The organism is Rhizobium sp. FKL33 (assembly GCF_005222915.1).
GTDB lineage: Bacteria > Pseudomonadota > Alphaproteobacteria > Rhizobiales > Rhizobiaceae > Rhizobium_E.
Genome location: NZ_STFX01000019.1, coordinates 22790 through 42342, shown reverse-complemented (window position 1 = coordinate 42342; position 19553 = coordinate 22790). Strand labels below are relative to the sequence as shown.

21 protein-coding genes are annotated in these 19553 nt (G+C 62.7%); 11 read left to right on the top strand and 10 right to left on the bottom strand.

Annotation, left to right across the window (positions count from 1 at the left end):
- The first annotated feature begins 1 nt into the window (after window position 1).
- The 3 genes from E8Q41_RS11745 (at window position 2) to E8Q41_RS11735 (ending at window position 2354) form a co-directional block, all read left to right on the top strand.
- Complete coding sequence (locus tag E8Q41_RS11745) at window positions 2–916, top strand: anti-sigma factor (RefSeq protein WP_137155736.1); 915 nt, start codon at window positions 2–4, stop codon at window positions 914–916.
- Between the two features lie 90 nt (window positions 917–1006).
- Window positions 1007–1519, top strand: a complete 513-nt coding sequence (locus tag E8Q41_RS11740) for a CYTH domain-containing protein (RefSeq protein ID WP_137155735.1) — start codon at window positions 1007–1009, stop codon at window positions 1517–1519.
- The gene (locus E8Q41_RS11735; protein WP_137155734.1) at window positions 1482–2354 is read left to right on the top strand and encodes a CHAD domain-containing protein; all 873 of its coding nucleotides are present in this window, start codon (window positions 1482–1484) and stop codon (window positions 2352–2354) included. Before E8Q41_RS11740 ends, E8Q41_RS11735 begins: the two co-directional genes overlap by 38 nt.
- Before the next feature lie 12 nt (window positions 2355–2366).
- On the opposite strand, the gene leuA is transcribed toward E8Q41_RS11735, so the two are convergent.
- The 4 genes from leuA to E8Q41_RS11715 form a co-directional block, all read right to left on the bottom strand.
- Entirely contained in the window at window positions 2367–4079 is a 1713-nt protein-coding gene (leuA, locus tag E8Q41_RS11730; protein ID WP_137155733.1) for a 2-isopropylmalate synthase, read from the bottom strand.
- A 341-nt stretch (window positions 4080–4420) separates the two neighbouring features.
- A complete protein-coding gene (locus E8Q41_RS11725; protein ID WP_137155732.1) occupies window positions 4421–5770 on the bottom strand; it encodes a HAMP domain-containing sensor histidine kinase in 1350 nt (449 codons plus the stop codon).
- Window positions 5767–6429: a response regulator transcription factor gene (locus tag E8Q41_RS11720; protein ID WP_137155731.1), complete on the bottom strand. Its 663-nt coding sequence runs from the start codon at window positions 6427–6429 to the stop codon at window positions 5767–5769. The genes E8Q41_RS11725 and E8Q41_RS11720 overlap by 4 nt, the downstream gene beginning before the upstream one ends.
- Window positions 6429–6773 (bottom strand): PepSY domain-containing protein, encoded by a 345-nt coding sequence (locus tag E8Q41_RS11715; protein ID WP_137155730.1) that lies wholly within the window; start codon window positions 6771–6773, stop codon window positions 6429–6431. The genes E8Q41_RS11720 and E8Q41_RS11715 overlap by 1 nt, the downstream gene beginning before the upstream one ends.
- 113 nt (window positions 6774–6886) lie before the next feature.
- Between E8Q41_RS11715 and E8Q41_RS26115 the strand changes: the two genes are divergently transcribed.
- Window positions 6887–7360, top strand: coding sequence for a calcium-binding protein (locus tag E8Q41_RS26115; RefSeq protein ID WP_137155729.1), 474 nt, complete (start codon window positions 6887–6889; stop codon window positions 7358–7360).
- 19 nt (window positions 7361–7379) lie between these two features.
- Here E8Q41_RS26115 and E8Q41_RS11705 read toward each other — a convergent pair whose 3' ends face one another.
- The 3 genes from E8Q41_RS11705 to E8Q41_RS11695 all read right to left on the bottom strand — a co-directional run bounded on the left by E8Q41_RS11705 (window position 7380) and on the right by E8Q41_RS11695 (window position 10236).
- Window positions 7380–8564, bottom strand: coding sequence for a benzoate/H(+) symporter BenE family transporter (locus tag E8Q41_RS11705; protein ID WP_137155728.1), 1185 nt, complete (start codon window positions 8562–8564; stop codon window positions 7380–7382).
- A gap of 29 nt (window positions 8565–8593) precedes the next feature.
- Complete coding sequence (locus tag E8Q41_RS11700) at window positions 8594–9499, bottom strand: alpha/beta fold hydrolase (protein ID WP_246660164.1); 906 nt, start codon at window positions 9497–9499, stop codon at window positions 8594–8596.
- Between the two features lie 149 nt (window positions 9500–9648).
- Entirely contained in the window at window positions 9649–10236 is a 588-nt protein-coding gene (locus E8Q41_RS11695; protein WP_137155727.1) for an ATP-dependent Clp protease proteolytic subunit, read from the bottom strand.
- A 294-nt stretch (window positions 10237–10530) separates the two neighbouring features.
- On the opposite strand from E8Q41_RS11695, the gene E8Q41_RS11690 reads away from it, so the two are divergent.
- A complete protein-coding gene (locus E8Q41_RS11690; RefSeq protein WP_137155726.1) occupies window positions 10531–11118 on the top strand; it encodes a HupE/UreJ family protein in 588 nt (195 codons plus the stop codon).
- A gap of 147 nt (window positions 11119–11265) precedes the next feature.
- Window positions 11266–12033, top strand: coding sequence for a DUF2076 domain-containing protein (locus E8Q41_RS11685; protein ID WP_137155725.1), 768 nt, complete (start codon window positions 11266–11268; stop codon window positions 12031–12033).
- A 53-nt stretch (window positions 12034–12086) separates the two neighbouring features.
- On the opposite strand, the gene queF is transcribed toward E8Q41_RS11685, so the two are convergent.
- Together queF and E8Q41_RS11675 are read right to left on the bottom strand one after the other, a co-directional pair.
- Entirely contained in the window at window positions 12087–12551 is a 465-nt protein-coding gene (gene queF, locus E8Q41_RS11680; RefSeq protein ID WP_137155724.1) for a preQ(1) synthase, read from the bottom strand.
- On the bottom strand, window positions 12551–13465 hold the full coding sequence (locus tag E8Q41_RS11675) for a cation diffusion facilitator family transporter (protein WP_137155723.1): 915 nt from the start codon (window positions 13463–13465) through the stop codon (window positions 12551–12553). The genes queF and E8Q41_RS11675 overlap by 1 nt, the downstream gene beginning before the upstream one ends.
- Before the next feature lie 149 nt (window positions 13466–13614).
- On the opposite strand from E8Q41_RS11675, the gene E8Q41_RS11670 reads away from it, so the two are divergent.
- From E8Q41_RS11670 to E8Q41_RS11655, 4 genes are all read left to right on the top strand, one after another.
- Window positions 13615–13932 carry a hypothetical protein gene (locus tag E8Q41_RS11670; protein WP_137155722.1) on the top strand — a complete coding sequence of 106 codons (318 nt, stop codon included), beginning with the start codon at window positions 13615–13617 and terminating at the stop codon, window positions 13930–13932.
- 102 nt (window positions 13933–14034) lie between these two features.
- Window positions 14035–15366, top strand: a complete 1332-nt coding sequence (locus tag E8Q41_RS11665; protein ID WP_137155721.1) for an MFS transporter — start codon at window positions 14035–14037, stop codon at window positions 15364–15366.
- 275 nt (window positions 15367–15641) lie between these two features.
- A complete protein-coding gene (locus E8Q41_RS11660; RefSeq protein ID WP_137155720.1) occupies window positions 15642–15926 on the top strand; it encodes a type II toxin-antitoxin system RelE/ParE family toxin in 285 nt (94 codons plus the stop codon).
- Window positions 15898–16212 (top strand): HigA family addiction module antitoxin, encoded by a 315-nt coding sequence (locus E8Q41_RS11655; protein ID WP_137155719.1) that lies wholly within the window; start codon window positions 15898–15900, stop codon window positions 16210–16212. Before E8Q41_RS11660 ends, E8Q41_RS11655 begins: the two co-directional genes overlap by 29 nt.
- A gap of 54 nt (window positions 16213–16266) precedes the next feature.
- Here the strand turns inward: E8Q41_RS11655 and E8Q41_RS11650 are convergent, their stop codons facing one another.
- Complete coding sequence (locus E8Q41_RS11650; protein WP_137155718.1) at window positions 16267–18456, bottom strand: anthranilate synthase; 2190 nt, start codon at window positions 18454–18456, stop codon at window positions 16267–16269.
- Between the two features lie 383 nt (window positions 18457–18839).
- Here E8Q41_RS11650 and E8Q41_RS11645 point away from each other — a divergent pair, with 383 nt between their 5' ends.
- Window positions 18840–19553, top strand: a complete 714-nt coding sequence (locus E8Q41_RS11645) for an extensin family protein (protein ID WP_137155717.1) — start codon at window positions 18840–18842, stop codon at window positions 19551–19553.

Sequence of the window (19553 nt, the reverse complement as noted above, 5' to 3'; positions counted from 1 at the left end):
CATGGAAAACCTCGACGATCTGCCGCTCGATGTGCTGCTGTCGGCCTATCTCGATGGCGAGTTGGACGAAGCCGCCGCTGGCAAAATCGAAGCCCGGCTTGCGACCGACGCCGAAGCGCGGGCGCTGCTGGAGCGGCTGAAGGCCGGCTCCGCCCATGGCGATCAGTTGTTCGACGCGCTGCTGCGCGAGCCCGCTCCGCTGCATCTTGCCCGCGCGATCAAGGACGCCGCCGGCCAGGGCGAAACGAACCAGCCCTCGGCGCCGCTGATGGCTCGCGCCGGACGCGGATGGTTCTTCGGACAGATCCCCCAGGCGATCGCCGCTTCGGCCTTGCTGTTGCTGGGCGGCGGTTATGCGGGCTACACCGTGGGCCGCCAATACGAACCACAGCGGGAAGTCGCAGCGGAAGCCCCGAGCGATGCGAAAGCCCCGGCAACGCTCTCCGTCGGGGGGCAGACCCGCAGCTTCACCGTCGGCGCCAGCGGCTCGGCGCCGAGCGGCAGACTGGTGGGCGCGCGCGATGTGCTCGCCGTGCATTCGGTCTATGCAGCCCAAAAGAGCCGGGCGGCGGAAATTCCGGCCGCCGAACTCGGCGTGCTCACCGACTGGCTTCGCGACAGCGCGCATGTCGCCTTCGTCGTGCCCGACCTGACCGCTGACGGCCTGACATTTGAAGGCGGACGCCTGGTCGTCATCTCCGGCAAGCCGGCAGCGGCGCTCTATTACCGCAACGAGAGCAACCAACGGGTCGGCGTCTATTTCAGCGAAGGCAAGACAGATCCGACGCGGATCACCGAAGGCGGCGTAACGCTGCTGGCCGGCATGCGCGACGGCCTGTCCTGGTTCGTCGCAGCGCCGTCGTCAATCGCCAAACCGGATCGTCTGGCCGAAGAGGTCGACGCTGCGGTGCGATAAAATTCGGCCTCGGTCGTTTTTGGATGAAGCCAAACGCCGCGTTAAGCATTAACATCTCGTCTGCAACGCGTCTGACGGGGGGTTAGGTGCATGGCCAAGGAAATCGAACGGAAATTTCTCGTCAATTCCGACGAGTGGCGCAAGAACGCCGATGACGGCAAGAAGATGCGCCAGGCGGTCATTATTGCCGAGGCGGACCGCTCTCTGCGGATCCGGCTCATCGACGGCAAGAAAGCTCGGCTTACGCTGAAGATCGATTGCAACCAAATTTCGCGTCATGAATTCGAATATGAGATCCCGATGAGCGACGCCCGGGAAATGCTGAGGCTCGCCAATGGATCGGCGATCATCAAGACCCGCTATGAAGTGCCCTTCAAGGGCTTCGTATGGGAAGTGGACGTCTATGAGGGATCTTTCGCCGGCCTGGTGGTGGCGGAAGTGGAAATGAAAAGCGAGAAGGACAAGCCGCCTCTGCCGCCCTGGGTGGGCGTCGAGGTCAGCGACGACCGGCGTTTTTCCAACCGGGCCATCGCCGAAGGCAGTCTCGGAAAGGACTGGAAGCAACTTGTTCAGGATAAACTGGAACAACCCGCCGCGGTCTGAAATCCTCCGCATCGCCGTCGACAAGCTCAATGACGCGCAAGATGCGCTGAATCGCCAGCCTGATGGACTCGATGAAGCGGTCCACGCCGCCCGCAAGGCGATCAAGCATATCCGGGCACTGTTGCGGCTGATGCGTTCAGCGGATCCAAAGGGCGCCCTGCGGCTCAACGCGCTGCTGCGCGGCGTCTCTGCGGATCTTTCACCGCTGCGCGATGGCGCGGCGCTCGTAGAGGCGTCGAGACGTCTTGACGCAGTCATTCCCGGACCAGCGGCCGATCGTCTGGCCGCAAGCTTGAGAGCGATCGCAACCGACCTGCCCGCAGAACCTGCCGAGATCACCGCCAAGGCGGGGTCTGCGTTGAAGAATGCGAGCCGCGCCTTTCTCGATCTGGACCTGCCGAAAGATCGGGGGAAACTGGCCGACCATGCCGCGCGCGGATGGCGCCGGGCCGGCGAACGCGCCGTCGCGGCCCTCGAGCGCTGCGCGACGGAGCCGGATGAGGAGGACTTCCACGATCTCCGCAAACGCGGGCAGGACCGATGGATGCAGGCGTCCCTTCTGCGCAGGATCTGGCCCTCGGGCCTGATCGCCGTGCAGGCGAGTTCCAAACGCATGGTGGATATGCTCGGTCAGGCGCGCGACTTCGGCAGGCTCGAAACCGTGATCGCCCAACTGCCCGACTTCGAAGACCGCGACCGAATCACGCTGACGGCGGCGATGGAGAGCGAGCGCATGCGGCTGCATCGCGACGCGATCGCGCTGGCGCGCAATCTCTTCGAGCATGACAGCAAAAAGGAGGCGGACATCATCCGCCTCCTGATCAGAAACGCCTGAGCGTCATGAGGATCAGGCCGTGGCCTGATCTTCGAGCATGCGGTTGATCGCCGACATGATCGCCTCGAGCGAGGCCCCGACGATATTGGTGTTGACGCCTGCGCCCCAGACCTTGCCGTTCGGCGTCGACATTTCGACATAGGCGATGGCTGCGGCGTTGGAGCCGTGCTGCAGCGAATGTTCGGAATAGTCGTTCACCGAGAGATCGACGCCGAGATAGATTGACATGGCGTTCATGAAGCCGTCGATCGGGCCGGTGCCCTTCCCCTCGATCCGCTTGGTCTCGCCCTTGTCGAGGATTTCGGCGGCGAGAATGCGCTGCCCCTTCACCGCCGTGTCGGGATAGGTGTGGTGGTCGACGAACTTGAACCGCGCGCCCGGCTGTTCGACATAGCGCTCCAGGAAGCGGGCATGGATGCGCTTGGACGGCAGTTCCTTGCCTTCCTCGTCGGTGATCCGCTGGATGTCGTTGCGGAACTCGACCTGCAGATTGCGCGGCAGGTTGATGCCGTAGTCTTCCTGCATGATATAGGCGATGCCGCCCTTGCCGGACTGCGAATTGATGCGGATGATCGCTTCATAGGTGCGGCCGACATCCTGGGGATCGATCGGCAGATAGGGCACTTCCCAGACCGGCTTGTTGGCCTGCTTGATCGCCTTCATGCCCTTGTTGATCGCATCCTGATGCGAGCCGGAGAAGGCGGTGTAGACCAGTTCGCCGACATAAGGATGGCGCTCGGGAATGACCATTTCGTTGGAATATTCGTAGACCGCCTTGATGCGCTCGATGTCGGAGCAATCCAGACCGGGATCGACCCCCTGGGTGAACATGTTCAGCGCCAGCGTGACCACGTCGACATTGCCGGTGCGCTCGCCATTGCCGAACAGCGTGCCTTCGACGCGGTCGGCGCCCGCCATCAGCCCGAGTTCGGTCGCGGCGATGCCGGTGCCGCGGTCATTGTGCGGATGCAGTGAGATGATGACGTTTTCGCGGTTGTCGATGTTGCGGCACATCCACTCGATCTGGTCGGCATAGATGTTGGGCGTCGCCATTTCCACCGTCGACGGCAGATTGAGGATCAGCTTGTTGTCGGGCGTCGGCTTCACTTCCGCGATGACGGCGTTGCAGATCTCCAGCGCCACCTCGAGTTCGGTGCCGGTGAAGCTTTCCGGCGAATACTCGAAGCGATAGCCGCCGCCGGCTTTCGCCGCCATGTCGGTGATCATCTTGGCGGCGTCGACGGCGATCTGCTTGATGCCATGGACATCCTTGCCGAACACCACGCGGCGCTGCAACTCCGACGTCGAATTGTAGAAATGAATGATCGGGCGATGCGCGCCTTCCAGGGCTTCGAAGGTGCGGGTGATCAGCTCGGGCCGGCACTGAACCAGGACCTGCAGGGATACGTCTTGCGGCACGCCGCCCTCTTCCACGCACCAGCGGGCGAAATCGAAGTCGGTCTGCGAGGCCGAGGGGAAACCGATCTCGATTTCCTTGAACCCCATGTCGAGCAGCAGCTGGAACATCCGTGCCTTGCGGTCATGGCCCATCGGATTGACCAGCGACTGATTACCGTCGCGCAGGTCGACCGAGCACCAGATCGGCGGCGTCGCGATAGTTTTGGACGGCCAGGTCCGGTCCGGCAGGTTGACCTGCGGATAGGGTTGATACTTGAGCGGTGCCTCGGGCATGCCGTGCTTGATGCTGTGCTGCTTGGTGATCATGTCTGTCTCTTCGCCTTGGCCGGTTGGCTCGTCGCCTGATACTGTCTTTGCGAGCGCTTGACGACAGCAAAATCAGCCGGACAACCGGAAAAATTGGGATTTTCGGATTTTTAGCGAGGAGCGTTCCAGCCCAAACGGCTTTGACCCGGCCGCCGGGCGCTCCTCAAAGGACCCGGCAACCGCGGATAAGCTTAAGGAGAAGAAGCGAGGAGGGCGACGCGCAGGACCGCGCGGCAAAAATGCCGTGTGCGCTGGTCGTGTTTCTGGTCGCTGCGTTCATCATGGCGGCGTTTATAGCACGGGATGGGAGCGGCGCAAGCCCTCCCGTATCAATTTTGGCTTCACCCGCCGGGCAGCCGCACGGTGACCAGCAGACCGGGTTCGGCATTCGAAAAAGCGATCTCGCCTTTGTTGGCCGAGACGATGTCGCGCACGATCGCCAGCCCCAGGCCCGCGCCGCCGCTGGTCGTGTCGAGCCGCCCGCCCCTGTCGACGACGTCGGCCAGACGCGCCGCCGGAATGCCCGGCCCATCGTCGCGGATGTCGAGCGTCAGCAATTCGCCCTCGCGACGCGTCGAAATCTCGATCCCGTCGCGGGCGTAGCGCGTGGCGTTTTCGAGGAGATTGCCGAGAAGTTCCGCAAGGTCCTCGGCCTCGATCCGCGCACGGTCCGCCTCGTCGACCTCGATCACCCAGTCGAGAAGCTGGCCACGCGGGGTGCGTTCGAGCACGGCGATGACTCTGTTGACGACGCCGAGCACCGAGACCGGGCGCGCCTGCCCGCGATCGGCCAGCCGGGCGCGCGCAAGCTGATGGTCGACATGCCGGCGCATCGCGGCGATCGACAGGTCGATCTCGTCTGCGAGTTGGCCCCGGCCTTCGGCGCGCAGCCGCGCCACATCGCCGGCCAGCGCCTGCAGCGGCGTTTTCAGACCGTGAGCGAGATCGGCGGCCTGGCTGCGCGCCTTGGCGAGTTGCGCCTCACGCGAGGCGAGGAGTTCGTCGACCTCCTCCGTCAGCGGCTGGATTTCCGAGGGATAGGCTGCGCCCATGCGCTTGGCGAGGCCGGCGCGGATCTCCGCCACCCGTCGCCGCACCGCTGACAGAGGCAGAAGTCCGAGCTGGATCTGGGCCAGATTGGCGGCCAGAAGCAGCAAAGCGAGCAGCGCCAGGAATGGCGCCAGGTCGGACCGGAACTCCTGCGTCGCCGCATCGATATCGCCACGGTCGATCGCGACCGCCGCGAGCACGGGATCCCGCCCCAATCGCTCGCCGCCGACAATTTCACGCGCCGCCATGAACAGCCGCCGTCCCCCGGGGCCGGTTATGTCGCGCAGGACCGGAGAACCCGGCTCCAGCGTCGGCGTCTCCAACGCGCCATCCCAGAGCGAGCGCGAGCGCAGGACATCGCCCTTGCTCTCGATCTGCCAGTAGAGGCCGGAAAGCGGCGTCGCAAAACGCGGATCGACCGGATCGGCGAGAAGCCGCAGCCTCCCCTCGCCGTCCCGGTCGAGCTTGGCGATGATCTGGCCGAGATGCAGCTCGAGTTCCGTGGCGACGCGCCGCTCGACATGCCGTTCAAAGAGATAGGACAGGCCGAAGAAGCTTATAACGCAGGCGATGGCGATCAGAGCCAGACCCGCCACCGCGAGCCGCAGACGAAGCGAGCCCCCGCGTTTGGCCGCGTTCATGGCTCCTCGCCGAGATAATAGCCGAAACCACGCCTGTTGCCGATCAGATCCGCCCTCAGCTTGCGGCGGAGACGGGTGATCAGCACTTCCAGCGCATTAGCGTCGCGCGAAAAGTCGTCGCCGTAGAGGTGGTTCTGCAATTCCGTCGGCGGCACGACCCGGCCGCGATGATGGCCGAGATAGCTGATCAGCCGGTATTCGAGCGGCGTCAGCGCCAGCGGCGCGCCGTTGAGGCTGACGCGCATGCTGCGCGGATCGATGGTCAGCGGCCCGATCGACAAAACCGCGGACCCGATGCCGACCGAGCGGCGGATCAAGGCGCGCACCCGGGCGATCAGTTCCTCGAACTGGAAGGGTTTGGGCAGGTAGTCATCGGCGCCGGCGTCGATGCCCTCGACGCGCTCGGCCCAGCTCGCCCGCGCCGTCAGCATCAGCACCGGCATATGCCGGTCGTTCTGCCGCCAGCGCTTGATGATGGTCAGCCCGTCGAGCTTGGGTAGGCCGATATCGAGGATCACCAGATCATAATCCTCTGTGTCGCCCAGAAACCAGGCCTCCTCGCCATCCGCGCAGATTTCCACGGCGTAACCCGCCTGGGTCAGAGCAGACGCGATATCGGCGCCGATCTTGCGATCGTCCTCGACCAGCAACAGCCGCATCAGTCGTCTTCCACTTTGATGACGGCCATGGTCTTGGCGTCCATCGTCACCTCGATCACCCTGCCGTCGGGGCGGATCATCTCGATCTCATAGATGTAGCGGCCGTCTTCCTGCTCGAATTCGATCTCGATGACTTCGCCCGGAAAGCTTTTGCGCATTTCGGCGAGAATGTCCTCAAGCGGGCGCACCAGACCGGATTGGAGCGCGCGGCGGGCATCGTCATGCTGAAGCGGAGTTTGCGGCGTCGCCGGAGTTTCCTCGGGATTGGCGGCAAGCGTCGTAGCACCCACAGCAAGCGCGATTGCGGAGGATGCAAGCAGGATCTGGGCGCGGAAACGTGTCATGGACAGGCTCTATCACGGCGAAACTTACATTTCACTGACATCCGCTGTCAGCAAAGCAAAAGTCGACCTGTGCGAAAAGGCCATCGTCACACACCGAAACAAGGAGACGCGACATGGCGCGCATTTATGGAAACGACCGCAACAACCGCCTCGAAGGCGCCGCCAATGGCGATGATATCGAAGGCCGAGGCGGCAACGACATCCTCTTTGGCTTCGCCGGCCATGACGAGCTCGAAGGCGGCTCCGGCAATGACAAGCTCTATGGCGGAGCCGGAAACGACGATCTCGAAGGCGGATCGGGCGCCGATATTCTCGATGGCGGCGCCGGAAACAACGACCTCGAAGGCGGCGCAGGCGCCGATATCTTCATCTTCAAGCAGGGCGTCACCGAAATCGACGACTTCGCCACCAATGACACGGTGCGGATCAATAGCGATCTCGGCGTCGACAGTTTCAGCGAGTTGAAGGCGTTGGCCCGCACCGTTGACGGCGGCGAAGACCTGGTGTTCGATTTCGGCCGTCACGAATTGCGCTTCGACGAAACGCGCCTGTCCGATCTCAAGGCTTCGGATTTCGAATTCATCTGATCCGCGAGACAGGCGGGCGTCAGCCGCGCAGGCGACGCGAGACCGCGCCGAGCGCCATCACGGCGCCGCCCGCCAGCAATCCCCAGAACGCGCCGGACACGCCGGCGAAGGAGACGCCGGACGCCGTGGTGACAAAGGTCACCGCGGCGGCTTCGCGCGTTTCCGCCTCCTTGAAGGCGGAGACGGCGGAGCCGGAGAATGCCGCGAGCAGCGCGAGACCGGCAACCGCCTCAATGAGGATCTTCGGCGCAAGCGCCACGAAGGCGGTGACGCCGCCAGCCGTCAATCCGAGAATGACATAGAAGACGCCGGCGATGATGCCCGCCCAGTAGCGCCTTTTTGGATCAGCATGGGCGTCGGGGCCCGCGCACATCGCCGCCGTGATCGCCGCGAGATTGACGGCGACGCCGCCAAACGGCGCGGCCAGCAACGAAAACACCCCGGTCATGGTGAAGAGCGGCCCCGGCGGCGGCTCATAACCGTTGACCTTCAACACCGTGATGCCGGGAATATTCTGCGAGGCCATGGTGATGATGAACAGCGGCAGGGCGATCGACACGAGACCTGCGAGCGTGAACTGTGGCGTCACCCATTCCGGCTGCGGCCAGAGCGCCTCGCCGACGCCGGCGAAAGCGCCATTCGGGATCTCGACGCCGAAGGCGACCACCGCTGCAAAGGCGACGAGCGCAGCCGGCACCGCCAGCAGGCGATTGATCAGGCCGCCGAGAAAGAAGGCGATCACCAGGGGCCCGCCGAGCTTGGGATCGAAACCGATCGCCTTGATCGGCGCAAAGCATAGCGACACCAGAACGCCCGCCAGCATGGCGCTCGCCAGCGCCGGAGGAATGGAGGCCACCAGCCGCCCGAGCGGCTTGAACAGACCCGCGACGATGATCAGCAGGCTCGACAGGATGAAGGCTCCGACCGCGACGGGAAAGCCGCCCTCAATGCCGGTGAGCGTCGCAAGAAAGGCCGCGCCCGGCGTCGACCAGGCCACCGAGATCGGCATGCGCTTCCAGGCGCTGAGGATGATCCCGCACAGGCCCATGGCGATCGACAACGCCATCAGCCCCGACGTTGCCTGCGCCTCGGTCGCGCCTGCGACCACCGCGCCATGGACGACCACCGCAAAAGAACTTGCAAAACCGACAAAGGCGACCAGCAGCCCCATGACCAGGGCCTGCGGAGAAAAATCCTTGAGCATGCGGGGATCCGGAAATGGATGAAAAGACGTCAGAGCGTCTTTGAGAACCAATCCGCCGTCTTGTCAATCACGCTTTGCGCCATCGACTGGTCCTTCTCCAGCGACTTGAAGATGTGATCGCCTTCCGGGATCATCATCACTTCCTTTGTCGGATTTTTCGCAAGTCCGACAAAGCGCTCGGAATAGGCGGCCGAGAAATCCTTGGCGCCGGTGATGGTCAGATAGGCGCCGGGGAAATTGGCGACCGCATCGTCGATCTTGCGCTTGTTGAGGCTGTCGAAGAAGGCCTGCTTGATGGCGATGGTGCGCCAGCCGAGATCGAGACCGACAATGCCGTCTTCCTTGGCGCGGTCGAAGGCCTTGTCGCCGAGCACGGTGCGGAAATCCTGCTCGAAATCGCCGACCGAGGACCAGGTGACCAGCGACTTCACATCGGAAGGACGGTCGGAAGCGAGCAGCGTCGCCACCCCGCCGCCCAGGCTGAAGCCGAGCACGCCCAGCCGCTTGGGATCGACATCGGGATAGGTGGCGAGAAAGGCGAAGGCGTCCTTCGCCTGGTCGAGCTGGCCATTCACGGTGATGTCGCCGCTGTCGCCGGCGCTCTCGCCGAAGCCGAGGAAATCAATGCGCAGCGAGGCGATGCCCTTCATGGCGAGCGCCGTGGCCGTCCGCTTGTAGAGACTGCCGACTTCATCGCGCGAACTGCCGAAACCATGCAGCATCAGCACCGCCGGCACGGGCGCGGCGTGATCGGGCATGTTCAGCGTCGCGACGATGCGACCTTCCAGATTGACCACGGTCTCTCCCGCCTTCGCCAGTCCTGCGGCGCCTGCGACGATGGTCGCTGCGAGCGCGGTCCTGGCGACGGCGCGGATCATCGCGTTGACGCAAGCTCCGAAGCGCGGCGCGGCGCGCCCAAGAACCGAAACGGACATAACATCTTCTCCAGCAATAGAATTCGACGCGGACGTTATGGGGATTTGAGAGCGCTTACAAGCGCAATGCAGCATAAGAATGGCGCAGCGCCAGCGCAATGCAAAACCCCCGGCGCTGGCGGCGCCGGGGGTTGCTGAACAACAAGCGATCAGATGTCGGCCTGCGACGAAATGATGCGCGAAACCAGACCATAGTCCTTGGCTTCCTCGGCGGAGAGCCAGTAATCGCGGTCGGTGTCCTTGGCGATCTTTTCCACGGACTGGCCGGTGGCCGCCGCGAAAATCCGATTCAGGCGCTCGTTCATGCGAATGATTTCGCGCGCCTGGATCTCGATGTCGGACGCCATGCCGCGCGTGCCGCCCGAGGGTTGGTGCAGCAGGAAGCGGGTGTTGGTCAGGCAGAGGCGGCGTTCCTTGGGAACGCTGACATAGATCAGCGCACCAGCCGAAGCGACCCAGCCCGTGCCGATGATCCAGACCTTCGGCTTGATGAACTTGATCATGTCATGAATCGAATCGCCCGATTCGACATGACCGCCCGGCGAATTGACGAAGATGCGGATATCGTCGTCGCTGGCCGCGGCGAGCGCCACCAGCTGGGCGCAGACCTTATGAGCCAGCTCCTGGGTGATACCGCCATAGATGAAGATGGATCGCGACTTGAAGAGATTGGACTCGATGTCCTTGCCCATCGGCGCCTCGACCTTCTTTTCCTTGTCGTCGTCTTCGTCGTTCATCCAATTCTCCAGATTTCGAAGCTTTCCGAGCCCTGAGATAGGGCGACTCACATGGAAAGACAATGCAACAAATGCGGATTACAAGAAACGGGTGAATTGCCGGTAAAGCAGCGATGTCGCAGACGGATGGGCGCCGTCCAAACAGGCATTTTCCACCGGAGAATAAAAAATCAGCAGCGAAATCCCGTCTGCGGCAAACGCCGTATGGACAGCGTCGCGGCATCGGGACTAGTCTTGACGCCAGCGCTGCCACAGGCGGCTTCTGCAGACGTTACAAAGACTGAGGGATTGAACATGTTGAAACGCTTTTCCGCCGCCGCAGCCCTGTCCGCCGCTCCGATCCTGGCCCTGACGGCAGCCCCGGCCTTCGCGCATGTGGACCCGCTGGCGCATGGCGTCATGGCGAGCGGCATCCTGCATCCGTTTTCCGGCGCGGACCATATGCTGGCGATGGTCGCTGTCGGTCTCTGGGCGGCGCAGCTGGGCGGCAAGGCGCGTTTCGCCGTGCCTGCGAGTTTCGTGGCGGTGATGGCGGCGGGTTTCGCGCTGGCGCTGATAGGGGCGGCCCTGCCCTTCGTCGAGCCGGCCATTCTCGCCTCCGTCGTCGGTCTCGGCCTGCTGGTGGCGCTTGCGGTCAAGCTGCCGACCTGGCTCGGCATGGCTGTCGTCGGCGGTTTCGCGCTGTTTCATGGCTATGCGCATGGCGCGGAACTCGGCGGCGCCGACGCGCTGACCTTCGGCCTGGGTTTTGCCGCCTCCACCGCCATCCTGCATGCCATCGGTCTCGGCCTCGGCGCCTGGGCGTCGGCCCGCAGCGCGGTCCTCGGCCGCCTGCTCGGCGCGCTGACGGCGGTCGGCGGCGCGGCCCTGATGCTCGGCTGAGCAGGCGCTGAAACCAATCTCTCCAGAGCGGGCCTTCGGGCCCGCTTTTTCATGGGACATTACAAGGATTTAATTCGTCCTCGCCTCTTTCCGCCGCTTTCCGGTCCTACCTCATGGTCAGGCGCATAGACCGGAAAGGAGACAGTCATGTCACCGGAAGAAAGAAGCCTGCTCAACGATCTCTTCACCCGCACCCGCGGCGCGGCCTCGACCCCGCGGGATCCCGAAGCCGAGGATCTCATTCAACGCGGCCTCGGGGAACAGCCGCACGCGGCCTATTTCCTCGCCCAGGCCGTCATCATCCAGGATCAGGCGCTCAACGCGCTCACCACTCGCATCCGGGAGCTTGAGGATCAGATTGCAAACCTCGAACGCCAGAAGCCTGCAGAACCGGCGCACCAAACCAGTGGCGGGTTCCTCGGCGGCCTCTCCGGCCTGTTCGGCGGCGGCCAGAGTCAGGCGCCGGCTCAACGCTCGGGCCAACTTTACGATGATTTCGCCCGCTCGAACCGCCAGCCAGCCTCAGTTCCGGCTGCCCCGAGCCCTTGGGGACGCGACGCGGCGCCGACCGGCCCCTGGGGGCAAGCGCCGTCCTCGGCGGGTGGCGGCTTTCTGCGTGGCGCGTTGACCACGGCGGCCGGCGTTGCCGGCGGCGTGCTGGTCGCCGACGCCGTGAGGGATCTGCTTTCGCCCCATATCGGCGGCTCGAACGGGCTGTTCGGGTCGAATTTCGGCAATGCCGGCGGCCTGTTCGGCTCCGGAAACACGCCAATCGAAGAAACAGTCGTCAACAACTACTTCCTGAACGACGGTAACGGCGGCTCCGGGGATGACGACATCCAGCAGGCTGATGACCAAGTCGACGACGACGATTGGTTCGATGCCGGCGACGATAGCGGCGACAGCTATGCCTGACGCTCCGCGCTGAAGGGCCGGTCGCCCCGGCCCTTCCGGAATCGTCGATCGCGTCAGCCGCGGCCGCGATAGGGCGCGACGCCCTGATCGGGCAGCCAGACGCCTTCAGGCGGCGCGCCGGTCTGCCAGAACACGTCGATCGGAATGCCGCCGCGCGGATACCAATAGGCGCCGATGCGCAGCCATTTCGGAGCGAGAAGCTCGACCAGCCGCTTGGCGATATAGATCGAGCAATCCTCGTGAAAGGCGCCGTGATTGCGGAAGGACGCCAGGAACAGCTTCAGCGACTTCGATTCCACCAGCCATTCATCGGGGATGTAGTCGATGACGATATGGGCGAAATCCGGCTGGCCGGTCATCGGGCAGAGCGAGGTGAATTCGGGCGCGGCGAAGCGCACGACATAATTGGCGTCGCGATTGCCCGACGGCACCTTTTCGAGGATCGCCTCTTCGGGATTGGCGAAAGCGCGGGTCTCGCCGCCGAGCTGGGTCAGGCCGGATACATCCGTTGTGGGCATTACTTGGCTCCTTGCTGCATCTTGATGCGCACCCCATGCGACTTTTCGCTCTCGGGCTCAACATGAATCACGCATTGCGCGCCGGGATGCGCCTCCTGAATGGCGCGTTCCAGCCGGTCGCAGATTTCATGCGCCTCGCCCACCGTCATCAGGGCCGGCACCACGAGATCGAAAGCGATGAAGGTGGCGCGGCCGGCCCGCCGGGAGCGGAAATGATGGACGTTCAACGCGCCATAGCCATGGCTGGCGATGACGGTCTTGATCGATTCCTCCTCATCCGGCTCGACCGCCTGGTCCATCAGGCCGGAAACGGAATGCGAGATCACCTTGTAGCCCTGGAAGAGAATGTTGACCGACACCACCAGCGCCATGATCGGATCGAGAATGCCGTAGCCGGTGACGAGCGCCAGCACGAGGCCGATAAGCACGCCGATCGAGGTGATCACGTCCGACCAGATATGCTCGCCATCCGCCTTCAGCGCCGGTGAGCGATGGGTTCGACCCGCGCGGATCAGCACGCCGGCCCAAAGCGCGTTGATGACGGCGGCGACCGCGTTGATCGTGAGGCCGAGCGCCGGGGCTTCCGGCAAGGTCGGCGCAAAGAGATGCGGCGCCGCCTCGTTGACGATCATCAGCGCCGCAACCACGATCAACACGCCCTCGACGACGGCGGAGAAATATTCCGCCTTGTAATGGCCGAAAGGATGATCGCTGTCGGCAGGCTTGGCGGCATAACCCACCACCATCCAGGCCATCACGGCTGCCACCACATTGACGGTCGATTCCAGCCCGTCCGACAGGAGCGCCACCGAACCCGTCACATACCAGGCGAGCAATTTGAGGCCCATCACCCCGAAGGACAATGGAATGCCCCAGAAGGCCAGCCTCCGGACAGTCATGTCGCTTTTTTCCATCGCCGTCCCCTTCCGCGAATGCGAGTGATTTGCAAAAACTCAAGTCCATCAACGCGAAACCGCGCGCAGGACGGGCCAGCGCGCGGTTTCGATGATGTCGCATATGAGTGAATTTGCGATGAGGGTCAAGAGCAGCGGCGGAGATCCGTGTGGATCAATCCGGGACGGCTGTCTGCGGTCGTGCGCGACGGAAAGAGGCGCTGCATCTGGGGAAAACGCTTCATGCCTCTGCGGTTGGCGCAATCACGACGAACCCAAACAAGACGATGGTGACAGGGCTTACTCCCGATCCCAAGGCGACCGGCGCTGCACGCTGCGCTTCAAGCTCTCAATTACAGGTTCGACAAATCCTCTCGCTTCAAAAAATCAGAGATGGGCGCACAAGCACTCAACAGGCTGATTTACGTGATCGCTTCTGGCATTTTCATCATGTCATTATACCAGTTGACCAGTCAGTAGGTTTTTGACAAAACGGTCGCGCGCCATCGGGGAGGAGTCTCGATTTCAGGCAACGATAGGGTCCCGCTCGCATCACGCGAGGGCGCAGCCATTTTTATTGGGAGGATTTTATGGACGGCGCATCACGACCAACGCTCGATAATGGGCGGATCGAAGCCTCGACGATCAGGAAGATCTCCATTCGTCTAGTGCCCTTCATCGCATTGATGTTTTTCATCAATTACCTGGATCGGACGGCGATTTCCTTCGCCGGGCCGAATGGCATGACAACAGACCTCGCCATGACGGCAGCCCAATTCGGCTTTGCTGCGGGCATATTCTTTTTCGGCTATATCATCCTGGAAGTGCCGAGCAATCTTGCCCTGCACCGATTTGGCGCCCGTCGGTGGCTGTCCAGGATCATGATTACCTGGGGCATCGTTGCGATGTTGTTTACCTGGGTTAGCAGCATCAATGGCCTTTACGTGCTTCGCTTTTTGCTCGGCGTTGCCGAGGCGGGCTTTTTTCCCGGCGCTATTCTCTATCTAAGCACCTGGGTTCCGGGGCGCCATCGCGCCAAGATTCTGGCGCTGTTCTATATCGCCCAACCATTGACCACGGTCATCGGCGCTCCCTTCGCTTCGCTGCTGATCGAGGCGCATGGATTCATGGGTCTCGAAGGCTGGAGGGTTATGTTCCTCGGCGTGTCCGTGCCCGCTGTAGTCATCGGCGTCGTGACATGGTTCTATCTCCCCGACACACCCAACGATGCAACTTGGCTGTCGGTCGAAGAAAAGGCGTGGCTGAACAATGCTCTGGTGAACGAGGATTCCAAAAAGGCGTCTGCGCGCAGTCATAGCCCGCTGGCAGCGCTCAAGGATGTGCGCGTCTGGCTCCTGTCAGGCATTTACTTCGGCCTGATCTATGGACTTTATGCGCTGGCTTTCTTCCTGCCCACGATTATCGCCGGCTTCGAAGCCAAATTTGGAACGAAATTCGACGTATTCGATAAGGGCCTGATCACGGCGATTCCCTATCTTCCGGCCGCCATCGTGCTCTATTTCTGGAGTTCCGATGCGACGAAACGCGGCGTCAGGATCTGGCATGTCGGACTTCCGGCCCTGATCGGTGCGGCAAGTATACCCCTGGCGCTGCTGATGTCGTCTCCGGAAGCAACCATCGTCGTCGTGACCATCACGGCTTGCTCGATCTTCGCTGCCCTGCCGAATTTCTGGTCGCTGCCGACACGCTTTCTGACGGGCGCCGGCGCAGCCGCCGGCATTGCCTTCATCAACACGATCGGCAATATCGCCGGCTTCGCCGCCCCGTTCATCACCGGCGCGGTCAAGGACGCGACGGGGCTCTACGAGATGCCGATGTTCATCGTCGGAGGCTTTATGTTGCTGTCCGCGATCACGGCGTTCTCGATCGGCGCCGCGTTGAAAGGCCCGTCTTCGACGTAAACCGACAGCAGCGGCATGATCCAGAAGCCCCTCGGGCAGTCATGCCGCTCTCTTTCACCGCTTTCCCTTCCGCGAATGCGAGTGTTTTGAAAAAATCAAAGTCGACCAACGTAAAACCGCGCGCAGGAGGGTCCAGCGCGCGGTTTTACGTTGATGGAAATGGGCGGATTTACGATGAGGATCAGGAGCGGCGGCAGAGATCGGTGTCGTTCGATCTGGGACGGCGACGGTTTCCCAAGCTTGAAAAACCATGACGTATCGCGTTATAATCCATCATGATCAAGAGCTTCGCGAGTGCGGAAACCGAATTGATTTGGTCGGGTTGGCGCAGCAGAAAGCTGCCGCCGGATATCCAAGCGACCGCGCTTCGAAAGCTCAGAATTCTGAACAACGCCCAGACGCTCCAAGACCTGCGAATCCCGCCGGGCAACCGTCTTGAAGCGCTTCGGGGAAATAGAGCCGGACAGCACAGCATTCGGATCAACGAGCAGTGGCGAATCTGCTTCATCTGGGACGAAGGAGCCCCGCGAAATGTTGAAATCGTCGACTACCACGGCTGACGCCCTACCCAACCCACATCCTGGAAACATCCTGCGCGAGGACTTTCTGGAGCCGATGGCGCTCAGTCAGAATGCACTGGCCAAAGCGGTGAAAGTGCCGCCGCGACGGATCAACGAAATCGTGCTGGGCAAACGCGCTATCACTGCGGACACAGATCTTCGGCTGGCCCGCTATTTCGGCATGTCGGAAGGCTTCTTCCTCGGTCTTCAAACTGATTTCGACCTCATGCAACGGCGACGGCAGATAGAAAGCGAATTGGCGACGATCGAGCCGCGCGTCGCCTAATCTTCACGTCACAGGCGCGCTACCGAAAAGGTAGCGCGCCTGATTTAAATGGCCTCAGGCCGCCTTCACCTTGGCCCTTTTCGCCAGATGCGCCACGACATTCTCGATCATCCGCATGCCGGCTTCGGAGCCGAGCGTCATGATCGATTCCGGATGGAACTGCACCGCCGCCACCGGCTCCTTGGCATGCTCAATGCCCATGATCGTGCCGTCCTCGCTTTCGGCCGTGATGATGAAATCGCGGTCGAGGGTGGCGGGGTCGGCGAAGATCGAGTGGTAGCGGCCGACGGTGACTTCCTTGCCGAGGCCGGAGAACACCACGCCAGGCTCGAGCACGCGGATGCGCGACGGCTTACCATGCATGGGAATGGCGAGATGGCGCAGTTCCCCGCCATAGGCTTCGGCGAGCGCCTGGAGCCCCAGGCAGACGCCGAAGATCGGCAGGTTGCGCGCCCTCGCCTTCTTGATCGTCGCCTTGCAATCGAAATCCGACGGCGAGCCCGGTCCGGGCGACAGCACCACGAGATCCGGGTTCATCCGGTCAAACACTTCCTCCGGCACCGGCGTGCGCACGGTGGAGACCGTGGCGCCCGTCTGGCGGAAATAGTTGGCGAGCGTATGCACGAAGGAATCTTCGTGGTCGACCAGCAGGATATTGACCCCCTGGCCGACTTTGGCGACATCGCGCTTGGTCATGGCGGAATTCCCTGTCTTGGCGTCGCGGATGGCGGCGATCATGGCGGAAGCCTTGAGTTCGGTCTCGGCCTCTTCCTCTTCCGGAATGGAATCGTAGAGCAGCGTCGCGCCGGCGCGCACTTCGGCGATCCCGTCCTTGATACGGATGGTGCGCAGCGTCAAACCGGTGTTCATGTCGCCGTTGAAGCCGACCCAGCCGATCGCGCCGCCATACCACACGCGCGGGCTCTTCTCATGCGCCTCGATGAAGCGCATCGCCCAGAGTTTCGGCGCGCCGGTGACGGTGACGGCCCAGGCATGGCTGAGGAAGCCGTCGAAGGCGTCCATATCGTCGCGCAAGCGGCCCTCGATATGATCGACCGTGTGGATGAGGCGCGAATACATCTCGATCTGCCGACGGCCGATGACCTTGACCGAAGCCGGCTCGCAGACGCGGCTCTTGTCGTTGCGGTCGACGTCGGAGCACATGGTCAGTTCCGACTCGTCCTTCTTGGAGTTCAGTAGCTTCAGGATCTGTTCGCTGTCAGAGATCGCGTCGTCGCCGCGCTTGATGGTGCCGGAGATCGGGCAGGTCTCGATGCGGCGGCCCGACACGCGCACGAACATTTCCGGCGACGCGCCGACCAGATATTCCTGATTGCCGAGATTGATGAAGAAGGAATAGGGCGACGGGTTGATCGCCTTCAGGCGCCGGGCGATGGCCGAAGGCTTGGAGTCGCAGCGCTCCATGAATTTCTGGCCCGGCACGACCTCGAACAGGTCGCCGCGCTGAAAACTCTTCTTGGCTTCCTTGACGAGCTCGGCATATTCGCCCGGACGATGATCGCCCCGCGGCGGGATCGTATCGGTCGAGCGGAAAGGTTCGGGAACCGTGTCGCCGGCCTTGCCGACGGTCGTGCGCTCGTCCTTGGAGAATTCGTAGCGGTCGATCCAGGCCTTGGCGGAATAATTGTCGACCACGAGGATCTCGTCGGGCAGGAACAGCACCATGTCGCGCTGGTCGTCGGGCCGCTTGAGCTTGAGGTCGATGGCGTCGAACTGGAAGGCGAGATCATAGCCGAAGGCGCCGTAGAGGCCGATCGAACTGTCTTCCGCCGAATGGAACAAGCCGGTGATGGCGCGCAGCGCGGTGAAGACCGTGGGCATCTTCGAGCGCTCTTCTTCGGTGAAAACGCGTGAGGGCGGGTTCACCGTGAGATCGAGCCGGCGGGTGCTGCGCGCGCCGAGCGTCAGATCCTCGACCTCGGCCAAGGCTTCGGCGATGATGTCAAGCAGCACTTCGCCGCGCTCGTTATAGGCTTCGAGCCAGACAGAGCGGCCGAAGGAGGACACGCCGAGCGGCGGATCGCAGACCGCCACGTCCCAGCGGGTGTAACGGCCCGGATATTCATAGTTGGAAGACAAAACGGCGCCGCGGCGCTCGTCGAGCTTTTCGACATAGGAGTCGATGGCGTCGGCGTAAGAGGTTTCGCGACGCGACCGGGTGATGGTCACCCCGCCCTTCGTCACATATTGCTCAGAGCCGTCTTCCAGTATGCGCGTTCCCATTCTTTCTCTCCGTCAAGGCCCGGTTGAGCGCGGCCCGGATATGAAAAAAGCCGCCTCTTTCCGGGCGGCTTCGTGGTCTTGTCTTTAACACATGACGATCCGAGGCCGCGTTTTCAGCGAGCCCACCACCAGATAGCCATGATCACAGACGTTTTCATGTCGCTACCAATAACAATCTTTTTCGAATTGACAAGGGGTCGATGCGCGTCCCGCATATCAACTGCGCCGTCGTTGCCTCCGCGAGCACCAAGCGAACCGACCGGACCCCTCCGCGTTCTCTCTGATGAAAGAGCTTCAAGGAGGGTCCCCTGCGCACACTGTTCATCTTCGCATCGACGCTGTTGCTCACCAGTGCTGATCTTCCGCTTCATGGTCCTATTCCGATGAGCCGGCCTGGCGCCCCCAAGGCTGAGCGGCCGCTCAACCCCTCAACCGGCCCGGAAAGACCGGAAACAGCGCCGCCTGCGGTCCGCGGCGAACCGCCAAAGGACGCCGCCCAAGATCCGTCGAACGCAGACGCGCCGCCGATCGAACAGGAAGATCCCGCCGCCTTCACGCGCTGTTCCAATGCGTTGACCGCGCTGGGAGCGGAGTTCGAAGAGGTTGCGCGCGTGGACGATGGCCAAGGCTGCGGCATCGACCGGCCGATCATGGTGAAGTCGCTCGGGAAGGGTGTGCCCCTATCTCCCGCAGGTGAGATGCGCTGCGAGACGGCGCTCAACCTGACGCGCTGGACGCAGGACGTCGTCAGCCCGTTCCTGCAAAAAGCGCAACCGGGGGAAACGCTGGCCTCCGTCAATCAGGCGTCCGCCTATATCTGCCGCAACCGCAACTCGGCGTCGAGCGGAAAGATCTCGGAGCACGCCCGCGGCAACGCCGTCGACATCGCCGGCTTCACCTTCAAATCCGGCAAAACATTGACGATTGCGCCGCGCGAGGAGGATTCCACGTTCGACGGCGCGTTCCAGCGCGCGATCGCTTCGGCGGCCTGCCTCTATTTCTCGACGGTTCTCGACCCCGGCAGCGACGCGGCGCACGAGACGCATTTGCACCTCGATACGCTCGCGCGCAAAGGCGGTTATCGCTATTGCTGGTGA